9 protein-coding genes and 1 other annotated feature are annotated in these 13,467 nt (G+C 38.0%); of the genes, 3 read left to right on the top strand and 6 right to left on the bottom strand.

The window, feature by feature from the left end; all coding sequences use genetic code 11:
- Nucleotides 1-220: 220 nt before the first annotated feature.
- Complete coding sequence (locus AC6IWN_RS04495) at nt 221-1,735, bottom strand: carboxypeptidase M32 (RefSeq protein WP_497991179.1); 1,515 nt, start codon at nt 1,733-1,735, stop codon at nt 221-223.
- 301 nt (nt 1,736-2,036) lie between these two features.
- On the opposite strand from AC6IWN_RS04495, the gene eno reads away from it, so the two are divergent.
- Nucleotides 2,037-3,347, top strand: coding sequence for a phosphopyruvate hydratase (gene eno / locus AC6IWN_RS04500; RefSeq protein WP_497991180.1), 1,311 nt, complete (start codon nt 2,037-2,039; stop codon nt 3,345-3,347).
- Between the two features lie 385 nt (nt 3,348-3,732).
- On the opposite strand, the gene AC6IWN_RS04505 is transcribed toward eno, so the two are convergent.
- The 4 genes from AC6IWN_RS04505 to AC6IWN_RS04520 form a co-directional block, all read right to left on the bottom strand.
- The gene (locus tag AC6IWN_RS04505) at nt 3,733-4,320 is read right to left on the bottom strand and encodes an MBL fold metallo-hydrolase (RefSeq protein ID WP_497991181.1); all 588 of its coding nucleotides are present in this window, start codon (nt 4,318-4,320) and stop codon (nt 3,733-3,735) included.
- A gap of 25 nt (nt 4,321-4,345) precedes the next feature.
- A complete protein-coding gene (locus AC6IWN_RS04510) occupies nt 4,346-4,552 on the bottom strand; it encodes a hypothetical protein (RefSeq protein WP_497991182.1) in 207 nt (68 codons plus the stop codon).
- A gap of 289 nt (nt 4,553-4,841) precedes the next feature.
- Nucleotides 4,842-7,535 (bottom strand): calcium-translocating P-type ATPase, PMCA-type, encoded by a 2,694-nt coding sequence (locus AC6IWN_RS04515; RefSeq protein WP_497991183.1) that lies wholly within the window; start codon nt 7,533-7,535, stop codon nt 4,842-4,844.
- 103 nt (nt 7,536-7,638) lie between these two features.
- Nucleotides 7,639-8,256: a DedA family protein gene (locus AC6IWN_RS04520; RefSeq protein ID WP_497991184.1), complete on the bottom strand. Its 618-nt coding sequence runs from the start codon at nt 8,254-8,256 to the stop codon at nt 7,639-7,641.
- A gap of 156 nt (nt 8,257-8,412) precedes the next feature.
- Nucleotides 8,413-8,657, top strand: a binding site (T-box leader).
- Nucleotides 8,658-8,724: 67 nt separating this feature from the next.
- Here AC6IWN_RS04520 and leuS point away from each other — a divergent pair.
- Both leuS and AC6IWN_RS04530 read left to right on the top strand, forming a co-directional pair.
- Nucleotides 8,725-11,133, top strand: a complete 2,409-nt coding sequence (gene leuS, locus AC6IWN_RS04525) for a leucine--tRNA ligase (protein WP_497991185.1) — start codon at nt 8,725-8,727, stop codon at nt 11,131-11,133.
- Between the two features lie 246 nt (nt 11,134-11,379).
- Entirely contained in the window at nt 11,380-11,979 is a 600-nt protein-coding gene (locus tag AC6IWN_RS04530) for a CDP-alcohol phosphatidyltransferase family protein (RefSeq protein ID WP_497991186.1), read from the top strand.
- Nucleotides 11,980-12,155: 176 nt separating this feature from the next.
- On the opposite strand, the gene AC6IWN_RS04535 is transcribed toward AC6IWN_RS04530, so the two are convergent.
- Nucleotides 12,156-13,202 carry a LacI family DNA-binding transcriptional regulator gene (locus AC6IWN_RS04535; protein WP_497991187.1) on the bottom strand — a complete coding sequence of 349 codons (1,047 nt, stop codon included), beginning with the start codon at nt 13,200-13,202 and terminating at the stop codon, nt 12,156-12,158.
- Nucleotides 13,203-13,467: the final 265 nt, after the last annotated feature.

The following is a 13,467-nucleotide window of genomic DNA, read 5'->3' on the forward strand; positions in this document are numbered from 1 at the left end:
ATTATTCAATGCGCGCATTAGTAAAGAATTACCAATGCGGGCATCTTTAACCTCAATATTGTAATCTGAATTCTTAAGGTTTTGATTGAGATAATATTACATCGTTTTATTCAAACTTGCAATATAAAATTAATATTTATGCAGAAAAATTAATAGTTCTGCATATTCATTAATTATATGCGAAGATAATATTAGTATTTTAATGCCGGAAAACAAGCGCTTAATTAAAATGTATATCATAAAGCTTAGTATATTTTTCTTTAAGGTATTTGATATAATATTCAGCAGAGAATTTCTCGCCGCAAACTTCGGTGAGGATTTCATTTGAATTTTTTAAAGCGCCGTATTTGTGAATATTATCACGTAGGAATTCACGAATCGGTGTTAAGTTTCCTTCCTTAAGGTAATCATTGATGGGCATGTGATCCTTCATATAAGCATATATTTGTGATGCGATTGCAGTTCCTATCGCATAGGAAGGAAAATATCCGAATTCACCCCATGACCAATGAGTGTCCTGAAGGATCCCTTCGGTGTCGTTTGAAGGAGAGATACCCATGTATTCTTGATATTTCTGATTCCAAATAGTGGGAAGTTCGTTGATATCGACTTTTTCATTAAAAATCATCTTTTCAATCTCATAGCGGATTAGGATATGAATACAATAGGATAGCTCATCCGCTTCCGTACGTATCAGGTTCGGAGCTGATTTGTTAATTCCTCGGATAAACTGATCCAAACCGATAGAATATAGATTTTCTGAATAGGTGTCCACTAGCTTATCATAAATTGGTTCCCAGAATTCTTTACTACGTCCAATTATATTTTCATAGAAACGGGACTGGGACTCATGCATAACCATGGATGCCCCTCCACCGATTGGAGTTTGTGTAATGTCATCATCAATATTCATTTCATATAATGCATGGCCGCTTTCATGAATGATGGAGAAGATAGAACTTTCCAGATTATCTTCTTTATAATTGGTTGTGATTCTTACATCGTGGTTATGAAGCTGAAGTGTAAATGGATGAGCACTTTCACTTACTACGCCTCGATTAAAATCAAAACCGATATATCCACAAATGTATTTACAAAATTCCTTTTGCTTTTCAATATCATAATTGAGATAATTATAACTCTTATCAATCGTTTCTACTTTTTTTGACACTTCCTTTAATAAGGGAATAATTTCTTTTTTTACTTGGTCAAAGAAAAGATCCAAATCCTTAATCATAAAGCATTCATCAAAATCGCTTAGCAATATCTCATAAGGTTTCTTATCATCCTTAACTCGATAGCTGGCAAATTTCTTCTTGTACTCGATTACCTTTTCTAAATAAGGGGCGAAATCTTGATATTTATTATCCTTCTTTGCTTTTGCCCACTTTCGGCTGGAAATTGAAGTCAATTCGTTAAACTCGCGGTATTCAGCGGGAGGAATGCTTTCCAATTGTTCGAAGGTTCTCCCAACCTCCTTAACAATCGCTTTTTCAATTTCAGTTAATTCCTCTTGCTCCTTCTTTTCCTGAAGCTTTTTTAAAAGTTTGCGTACATCATCGTTAATCATACTTTTCATATATTCATCCGAAAGAATACCGATTACCTTAGAGGTATAATCAGCAGCTTCAAAAGGGGCTGTAGTTTGCTCATCCCAATCGAATAGATTACGGGCAGTTTGTAAGGCCATGGATTTTTCCAGAAAGGGTTGTAATTTTTCAAATGTTTTACTCATTGTATAGACCTCCGTTTTATCGTATCAAAGTAAACTCGATATTTTTCACATTATTCATCTTAAGTAAGAAAGGACAGTATTAATAGTTTTTTACCATTTAAATAATGCTTATTATAATTAGTATAACAATTTTCATAAGGTATAACAATCCAATAAAAGGTAGTTTTTTTTGAGTAAATGAATTATAATTTAAGTGTACCGAATATTTTCCATATTAAAGCAGATAATAAAAAAGATAATTGTCAAAAATGATTAAGTGACAAAAGCAAATGTCAAAACTATCAGCTGAACGGAGGTAAATATGAAAAACATGATTATTGAAAAAGTAATTGGTAGAGAGATACTGGACTCCAGAGGTAATCCAACTGTTGAGGCAGAAGTGACTTTGGTGGATGGAAGTGTTGGAAGGGCAGCAGTACCTTCGGGCGCATCTACCGGCGCATTTGAAGCAGTGGAACTTCGTGACGGAGATAATTCACGTTATTTGGGAACTGGTGTAAAGAAGGCAGTTGAAAATGTTAATAAGTTAATAGCGGATCATATCAAGGGAATGTGTGCAAGTGATCAGACACAGATTGACGGAGCCATGCTTGCATTGGATGGTACAGAGAACAAAGGGAAGCTTGGCGCAAATGCGATATTAAGCGTATCGTTAGCAACTGCAAAGGCAGCCGCTGCATCCTTAAAGATGCCGTTATATCGTTATCTTGGGGGTGTAAATGCAAAGGTTCTTCCGGTTCCGATGATGAACATTATAAATGGCGGAAAGCATGCGGATTCAAGCCTAAATATTCAGGAATTTATGATTATGCCTGTGGGTGCTACCTCTTTTGCGGAAGCACTAGAGCACAGCGCTACTGTATTTCATACATTAAAGAAGTTGTTAAAAACAGATGGTTATGTAACCGCGGTAGGAGACGAAGGTGGTTTTGCTCCGAAGTTTACCAGCGATACACAGGCACTGGATTATATCGTGAAAGCGATAGAAGCTGCCGGTTATAAGCCGGGACAGGATTTTTATATTGCGATTGATGCTGCTGCAACAGAGATGTATGATGAAGCAAAAAAAGCCGGAAGAGAAGGAGATTATCTTTTCTGGAAGGCAGGAGAATACAAGACGGTTGAAGAAATGGTAGACTTCTGGGATCAGATCTGTAATAAATATCCGGTTATTTCTTTGGAGGATGGTTTATCAGAAGAGGACTGGAAGGGCTGGAAGCTCTTAACGGAGCGTATCGGCCACAAAGTGCAATTGGTAGGTGATGACCTATTTGTTACAAATACCAGTCGTATCAAAGAAGGAATCAATCAAGATATCAGCAACTCTGTTCTGATTAAATTTAATCAAATTGGTTCCCTGACTGAAACATTGGATGCGATTGAGATGGCTAAGAATAATCGATGGACAGCGGTAGTATCGCACCGTTCCGGAGAAACAGAAGATGTAACTCTTGCAGATATTGCCGTTGCAACAAATGCAGGACAGATTAAAACAGGTGCACCTTCCAGAACGGATCGTGTTGCCAAGTATAATCAGCTTCTTCGAATTGAACAGGAATTGGGCGATAAGGCCGTTTATCTTGGCCGGGATGCCTTTAAAGTGTTTAAATAAATCACAAGACCAAATTATAAGGAAGGGCTACCGCATGAATGAGGTAGCCCTTCCTTTTAAAGATAATGTTTATAATAGCCAAGGTTATAACTAGCGTAAAAGTTATTATCCTTCAGAGATATGTTTCCACTCGGATATCGCACGTAACGGCACATAATGTTGTGACAGATTAAAAAGAATTAGCCTCAACCTAAATGCTGACGGCGGTAAACAATTTGCTTCTGGATAATACTGAAAACGTAATTTGTTACTTAAAGAGTCTGCACCGACAGAATGAAATAAGCGATGATGAGTAAGGGTAGCATTACCGGAAAGTTATAAGGGAAATAAATTAGAGTAACCCTGTTAATGTACCGTCCCTAGAAAGAAAATATCAGAGAGGTAACTATTCTTCGATTTCAAATGCTTCTCCGTGTCCGGGATATATGGTTTTTACATTACGACGCTGAATCATATTCCAGCTGTCCGCAATTACCGTATTGTACTCTTCAGGTTTAAATATTGTAGGTAAATCTCCGATAAAGGCAAATTCATCATCGATAACCAGGCTGACACTGTCATCACTATGTCCCGGAGTGGATAAGAGTTCCCCATGTATATTAAGAGATTCTAAAAAACTTCGACTGTCTGAATTATTAATCACAATGTTATTACTATTCGTTATATCCTTAAAATTAGCCTTCGGATTTTTCTTAAAGAAGCTATTTAGCCTATTATAATATGGAAGCTGGGATTCGTGCAGAATCAGATTCGTGCCCAGATCCTTTAAGTTTTGGGTAAGACCGGCATGTCCCGGATGAAAATGTGTGATAATTAAATAATCCACCTCATTTACCGGAATATTATTTTGATAAAGCAGTTGAAGAAGTTGGGAAAATGTATCCGGCCAACCGGTATCTATCATAATCCATCCTTCATTTGCCGGTACAAGATAACAATTTGCTGATTTATATGTTAATTGTACTACTTTCACTTGATTCACCTCATAATTAAAAATATTATCCTTTGTTACCTACTTCAATGATGTCCACTATTTGGCAACGGTATGCCTTGATTACATTTCCTGTAACTAATACAAATTTTTTATCTGCGTTAAGATCCGGATTCCATGTAAATGGAACCATATCATACATAGAATGACGATCCAATAAAGAATCATCATAAGGTGCAACTTTTATATTATTGTTCATTATTTCATTCATCATGTCAAAACCTCTGTTTTAAGCGTATTAAAGCATTTGTAAAATAATTGGATGAAATTTGTATTCCATACTTATTTCGCAAATACTAACCAACCGTATTATCAATACTATATAACGATTTGAATCAGATTTCAAGTACAAGCGGATTCTAGTAATGAAAATGTTAGCATAAAAATACTCTCTTTATCAGGATTTAATGATTACAGGGAAGATTTGTTCTTCCGGCAGCAATCTTTCACACTGAAAAGAGAGTATGTGGTGATGGGAACATAAATTTACGAAGCATCAATTATTACGATTTTTTGAAGTATGAATTTATATTCTTCTGTAATTCTATTACGATAATAGGAACAAAGGCTAAGAATAGAGCGATTGCCCATTGTTGTGCGGTTAATCCAACCACCTGGAATATATTGGCAAGCGGTGCTATGGTGATTACGGAGATCTGAAGTGTTGCACATATGATAAAGGATATAACGAGCTTCATGTTGCTAAATATTCCTATCTCTGACAGGGAATGTTCACTTCTCATATTAAAAGAGTGGAACAGCTGGGAGAGGCTGAGTACTGCAAATGCCATGGTTCTACCTACCCAAGGAATCATATCATCGTTTGGGCTGTTAGCATTTTGACTTGATTGTAGGAAAGCGGGTAGGTCGTAGTGATGATAGCCTATCACGAAAGCTAACAGTGCTAATGAGCCGATCATCATACCTTCCAATATGATTTTTACTGCAAGGCCATCAGCGAACATGCCTTTCTTTGGGGATACCGGTTTCTTTTTCATGATATCTTTATCCGTCGGTTCAACCCCTAGCGAGATGGCAGGCAGGGAATCCGTTACAAGATTAACCCAAAGTAGTTGAACGGCAACTAATGGTGTTGGCAAGCCGAGAATGATAGCGACAAATATGGTTAATATCTCTCCGATATTACTGGATAAGAGAAAATGAACCGCTTTTTTTATGTTATCATAAATTCCGCGACCTTCCTTAACCGCCGATACAATCGTCGCGAAATTATCATCGGTTAAAATCATATCGGCAGCATTTTTAGCCACATCCGTACCCGTAATACCCATCGCGCAACCGATATCTGCAGCATTTAAAGCCGGTGCATCATTTACACCGTCACCGGTCATCGCCACAACATTTCCTTTGCTCTGGAACGCTTTTACAATTCTAACCTTATGTTCCGGAGATACTCTTGCAAACACGCTAAATCGGTTAATATGATTTGCTAGATCCTCATTAGTCATTCGGTTTAATGCATCTCCGGTGATAGCTTCTTCGCCACCTACTAAAATACCGAGTTCTTTCGCAATTGCTTTGGCTGTTAGTACATGATCACCGGTAATCATAACCGGCTTGATACCGGCATGACGACACAGAGCAACAGCTTTCTTTACCTCTTCTCTCGGAGGGTCAATCATTCCAATTAAACCGATTAAAATCAGATCATTTTCTAATTGGACGGGATTGGCATGAGCAACCGGTTTTGGTAAATCTTTATAAGCTACTGCGATGACACGTAAGGCTTTTTCTGTCATCTCGTTGTTAACAGAATTTAAACGTACCCTATCTCTAGAGGTGATCGGGGTAGGAGAGCCATTTAGATAATAATGGGTGCAATGTCCTAGAAGATAATCAAATGCGCCCTTCGTAATGCTGCGATACGTATTATCGGAAGACTTATGTACGGTTGTCATTAACTTTCTTGATGAATCAAAAGGAATTTCATTTATTCGTTGATATGTTTTGTCTAGGTCAATCTTGCTAGAACCAGTTTGATAGGCAGCTAGTACTAATGCTTTTTCAGTAGGCTCACCGGTTACGGTTGCGCCTTTTTTATCAAGTTGTAGAATGGCATCGTTACAAAGTGCTGCATGTGATAGGAGGAAGGAAGCAAATTCTCCCGTCATATTTTCCTTGCCGTTAATGGAGCTGACCCTGGTAACCGTCATAACATTCTGAGTTAAGGTTCCGGTTTTATCGGAACAGATTACGGTTGCACTACCAAGTGTTTCTACCGCTGGAAGCTTGCGAATAACAGCATTTTTCTTTGCCATACGCTGTACACCCAGTGAAAGCATAATGGTTACGATAGCCGGGAGTCCCTCCGGTATGGCAGCTACGGCAAGACTAACCGAAGTCATAAACATATCAAACACAGGCATTTGCTTTAACAATCCAATCAAGAAGATACAGACACAGATGGATAAGGCAGCTATTCCAAGGATCTTTCCCGTTTTTGCCAGACGCTTTTGCAGCGGTGTCATCGGTGTTTCTTCATCCATTATCAAAGTCGCGATATGCCCCACCTGGGTGTTCATTCCTATGTCTGTTACTACTGCTATACCCCTGCCATATGTTATTGTGCTGGTGGCAAGCACCATGTTATGTCGGTCAATAATATTGGTTTCCGGACTTAGCTTAACCTCAGCTATCTTTTCTACAGGGTGGGACTCTCCGGTAAGAGAGGCTTCTTCCGCCTTTAGATTTACAGAGGAGACTAATCTTGCGTCAGCAGGTACATAGCCGCCTGTTTCCAACATAATGATATCACCGGGTACAAGTTCGCTGGAATCAATTATGGATACTTTACCATCACGCAACACATGAGCGGAGGGAGCGGACATTTTTTTAAGCGCTTCCAATGCTTTCTCTGCACGTGCCTCTTGTAATACGCCGAGCGTTGCATTCACAACAATGATAACTAATATGATAATAGGATCGACAAAATCTGGTTCGCCTTCAAAATAGGATACTGCAAAAGAAATAACAGCGGCAAGAATTAAGATGATGATCATGAAATCAGCAAATTGTTCAAAGAATTTCACTACGTTGCTTTTGCCCTTCTTCGTAGTTAAAATATTCTTCCCATATGTATGCTGTCTTTCTTTTGTTTCTTTTGTAGATAAGCCCTGATCCAGCGAGACCCCTAATTTGTTTAAGGTCTCTTCTACGGATAAACTGTGCCATTGCATAGAGGTTCTCACTCCTGGTTAGGAAATCTTCTTTAAATTATATGAGTCATGCATCGGATTATGAATGCTTTGTTGGATAAGTCATCCGGTGCATACTAAGAAATCAATCTTTAGCTGAATTGATTTTACGTTTCTTTCCCTTTTTTATAGCAAAGTTAACGATAAGAATAGCAGCGAATACAATAAAAACGGGGATAAGATTATGTTTATAGCGATTATAATATTCACCCACATTCTTATAATTCTCGCGAAGAATATACCCAAGCCCGATTAAGATAGTATTCCAAACCGTGATTCCAAGTGCAGATGCTGTAAAGTAGGTAACAGGATTAAGTTTGGAGGCACCGGCAATCAATGCAATATAGGTGCGAATGAGAGGGATGACGCGACCGATACAAACAGTGGCTGCTCCGTGGGTATTAAACTTTTCATAGGCCGAATTAATGCCTTTCTGGGTCTTGGGAAATTTACGTGTAATTCTGCTAATAATAGCGCCCCCTCCATACCACCCTAACGCGTAACATAAACCGGTTCCTATGAGGCCGGCTATCACACTCAACGGGAGTATAACGAAGAAGTTGGTATTATTAATCGAGGCAACTGCGCCGGAGAACGGTAGAACGATTTCGCTGGAGACTGGAAAACAAGCGTATTCAAGCAAAATGATAATAAACATCGCAATTAAGCCATAATCCGTGATAAAATCCATGATAATATTCATATACTCTCCTTGATTTATAATAATTCTTTTAATTATATTCGTATAGCTTGGTAAACATGAGGAAGGACATACTGCATGTGGGAAGCGTTTTCGTACAAAATCCTTGACAAAACTACAAAGCATGATTATATTTATATAGAGTTAATAAGTAATATATATAAAGCTAGGACAAGGAGTATTAAGAGTCCCTGTGCTTCCAGAGAGCTGTCGGTTGGTGTGAGACAGCAGCAGCACACTCCCAACTCGCCTTTGAGCTCTCTGACTGAACTAAAGTAGGTTGGGGCGGTATTCCCGTTATCGAAATCAAGTGCGTATGGTCATTCTACTTTAGGGTATAATATAGGTAGAAATGATATTACGAAACAGAGTGGTACCACGGAAGATATCCTTTCGTCTCTTAATTGAGGCGAAAGGTTTTTTTATTTAAAAATATAAATGTAATTGATCATATTGATTGGAGGAGATACTATGGCAGCACCTTATAATCATAAGGAAGTCGAAAAGAAATGGAGTAAATACTGGGAGAAGAACCCGGTTAATCCCAAAGACGGTAAGAAGCCGAAATACTACTGTTTGGATATGTTCCCATATCCATCAGGAAGCGGTTTGCATGTAGGACACTGGAGAGGGTATGTAATCAGTGATGTTTGGAGCAGATATAAGATTCTTAAGGGATATTATATTATTCATCCAATGGGATGGGATGCATTCGGTCTTCCGGCTGAAAATTATGCGATTAAGATGGGTGTTCATCCAAGCAAGTCAACTGCAGAAAATGTGGCAAACATTAAAAAGCAGATTAATGAAATTGCAGCAATCTATGATTGGGATATGGAAGTGAATACGACAGATCCTGATTTCTATAAATGGACACAGTGGATCTTTGTTAAGATGTTTAAAGCAGGGTTGGCATATGAAAAGCAGATGCCTATTAACTGGTGTCCTTCCTGTAAAACAGGTCTTGCGAATGAAGAAGTAGTAAACGGTGAATGTGAACGATGTCATTCTTCAGTAACCAAGAAAAACTTAAAACAATGGATGTTGAAGATTACTCAATATGCTGATCGTCTGTTGGAAGATTTGGATAAACTTGAGTGGCCTGAGAAGGTTAAGAAGATGCAGTCTGACTGGATTGGTAAGAGTTATGGTGCAGAGGTTGATTTCACAGTTGATGGTAAGGATCAATCAATCCGTGTATACACAACCAGACCGGATACGTTATATGGTGCAACTTTCATGGTTCTCGCTCCGGAGCATGCGATGGCAAAGGAACTAGCTACAGATGAGACAAGAGCAGCGGTAGAGGATTATATCTACAAATCTTCTATGAGATCCTCCGTAGACCGTATGCAGGATAAAGAGAAGACTGGTGTATTCACTGGAAGTTATGCGGTTAATCCGATCACTAAGAAGTTAATCCCAATTTGGTTATCTGATTATGTACTTGCTGATTACGGTACCGGTGCAATTATGTGTGTACCTGCTCATGATGATCGTGACTTTGATTTCGCAACGAAGTTTGGTATTCCGATTATTCAGGTAATCTCTCCGGACGGAAAAGAAAATCCTGAACTAACCCAGGCATATACCGAACCTGGTATCATGATAAACTCAGGCGACTGGACCGGTATGGATTCTTCGAAGGCAAAGCAGGAAGTTCCTGATATGCTTGATGAATTGGGTATCGGTAAGAAAACCGTAAACTATAAATTACGTGACTGGGTATTCTCCAGACAACGTTATTGGGGTGAGCCGATTCCGATTGTTCATTGCGAACACTGTGGTGCAGTTCCGGTTCCTGAAGATCAGCTACCGTTATTATTACCGGAGGTAGAAAAGTATCAGCCTACCGGAACAGGAGAATCTCCTCTGGCAGATATTCATGAATGGGTTAACACTACCTGTCCTGAGTGCGGTGCTCCTGCAAAGAGAGAAACCAATACGATGCCTCAGTGGGCAGGTTCTTCTTGGTATTTCTTGCGTTATGTAGATAATAAAAATGATAAAGAATTAGTATCCAAAGAGAAGGCTCATGAATTACTTCCGGTTGATATGTATATCGGTGGTGTGGAGCATGCAGTTCTTCACTTATTATATTCCAGATTCTATACTAAGTTCTTAAATGATATCGGTGTGGTGGATTTTGATGAACCATTTACGAAGCTGTTCAATCAGGGTATGGTAGGAAAAAATGGCGCCAAAATGAGTAAATCCATGGGAAATGTAGTTTCACCGGATGATTTAGTGAATGATTATGGTTGCGATTCCTTAAGAATGTATGAATTATTCGTTGGACCGCCGGAACTTGATTGTGAATGGGATGACAGAGGTATTGATGGAGTGTACCGATTTATCAACCGTTTCTATAACCTTGTTATGGATAACAAAGATAGCCAGGTTGCTGAGTCAACGGAGATGATCAAGCTTCGTAACAGAATGGTATATGATATCACTACCCGACTTGAAACTTTCAGTTTAAATACCGTTGTCAGCGGTTTTATGGAATATAATAATAAAATGCTTGATATGGTGAAAAAAACAGGTGGTATTGATAGAGAGACTTTAGAAACAGCAGTTACCTTATTGGCTCCGTTCATCCCTCATGTAAGTGAAGAATTATGGCAGCAGTTAGGTCACACCGAATCAGTATTCAAAAACACCTGGCCTACCTATGACGAAGAAAAGATGAAGGACAGTGAGATAGAGATTGCTGTACAGCTTAACGGAAAGACTAAGACTACCGTATTAGTAGCAGCAGATGCAGCAAAAGATGATATAATCGCTGCAGCAAAAGAAGCTGTAGCAGATAAACTTACTGGAACCATTGTGAAAGAGATTTATGTACCAGGTAAGATTGTAAATATTGTAGTAAAATAAGATTCCCATGAATAAAATCACTTTGTTCTGAATGTTAATAAAGCGAATTAATATATATTTGCTTTTGTGTTTCAGGATAAAGTGATTTTTTATCATATTTTAAAAATTGGCTACCAAATCCCAAATATTTGTGTTAAACTTGTTATAAGTATGGCATTTGTTGGATAATACTTATATATTAATAGTAATTTTATTAAAAGTAATACATAAGACTAATCTACATAAAGCGAGTTTAGGGGGTTTGAGATGAAATTAATTAGTAAATTCTCAAAAAGTGATTTGATAAAAATACCGAATTTATTATGCTATATTCGATTATTATTAATACCATGTTTTATAATTTTATATATAAAAGCGGAATCGCCCAGAGATTATCTTCGTGCTGGTTTGGTGGTGTTCATATCCGGTTTAACTGATTTTTTTGACGGTATGATAGCTAGGAAGTTCGATATGATAACTGATTTTGGAAAGCTGGTTGATCCACTGGCCGATAAATTAACACAGGCTGCATTAATATTTGTGTTGGTTGTTAAAATTAGATGGATGTTCCTGCTTCTAATCCTATTCGTGCTAATGCAGGTATTCCTGTTAATTGCCGGGATTGTGATGCTAAGAAAGGGAACAAAATTGAATGGAGCAAAGTGGTTCGGGAAGGTTTCAACAACCATATTCTATGCCGTAATGTTGGTTCTGATTTCTGTTCCTACACTGGGGTACTCGGTGACGAATGTGCTAATTCTTATCTGTGGAGCATTCCTGTTATTATCATTATTGATGTATGCGAAGGAATATACAATTTTGTATCATAAGCTGGATAATCATAAGAAAAGTGTGGTTAGCAAGTAGTAAGTATTTGAGTAATATAGGATTGCAAAGTATGATATTATTAGAATAAATGTAGAAAATAAAGACTAATTAATATATGAATAAAAAGACACACCTTATTTTATAACGGAATCGTTCCAATCGGTACGACCCCACTAATAAACCCAGGAGTGTCTTTTTTATTTATATCTATACCTTCAAATGGACTCAGTTATTTGTAATAGTTCGTTTGATAGGAATATCCCCGTTCTCTCTTTACATGATGAAGTACTGGCTCGGGGGATGAATTTCGCCCGTAAAAACAGCTTGCTGGTCGGAACATTCTGTATTAGACCATCCAGTAAAAGAAATGCACTTTTGCCGATATCCCTGCGATCCTGACGTATGGTAGAGATGGAGGGCTGGAACTTTGAAGCGATTGTCAAATCGTCAAAGCCGGTGACACTGATATCCTCAGGGACACTGAGGCCAAGTCTATGAAGCTCCCTTATTACACCTACAGCAATCACATCGGTGGCACACATGATAGCAGTTGCGCCCTCTTTGATGAAGTTTAGTACATGATCCTTCGCGCAGGTGGTAGTAAAGTTTCCATAAACAATCAGGTTTTCATGAAGAGGCAATCTGTTTTTATGTAAGCCATAAATAAAAGCTTTATTTCTTGTTTCTGATACAATAGAATTCTTGGAACCATTCAAAAATGCAATGTTTTGATGACCTAATTGACATAAATGTTGTACCGCCTGATCAATTCCTTCAAAACAATCGGTACCAACATAGCCGATATGTTGATTCTCTTCGATATAATTGTCGAAGAGCACGGTTGGTACATTCGTTTTTCCTAATTGTTGAATCCAGTGATCCCGTAGTGTAAAACCAAGTAAGAATGCTCCACTAAAACCATTTTCCAGCATGTAGGTATCATAATGTTCAATTGTCTGTATATCTAAATTAGATGGAATAACAGTTACCTCCCAATGTCTCTTTGCAGCGGCTAGCTTAAAGCCTATGGAAATCTCATAACCAAACTGCTCAATACTCGCATAATCCATATTTTCAATAAATACACATACCTTACGCTTGGTCGGTTCTCTCAACTTTTTTGGTGAATATCCCATCTCTACAGCTGTATCCAAAACAAGCTGTCTCATCTGTGGGCTGATATCGCAGGCACCGTTCAACCCCTTTGATACGGTACTGATTGCAACCCCTAATTTATTGGCAATATCCTTGATTGTTGCCATAATATCCCCCTCTATAATCTGATAAAACAGAGTATAAACCCATGTACAAAGGTTTTCAATACGCGTTTGATAATTCGCTATTTTTGACATATTTATACAAGGTTTAAGTGGTTAAAATTGTATAATATTACATAAAAATGCAAATATTATCAAAGTAGATTATGTATTCTAATGTTTCACAAATTATAATTGCTCGATTATGAGGTATTAGCATATATATAATTAGGAAGCGTAAGCATATATAAATAATCTTTTGAATAAAAGC

Source organism: Variimorphobacter sp. HTMS_6 (assembly GCF_059717775.1).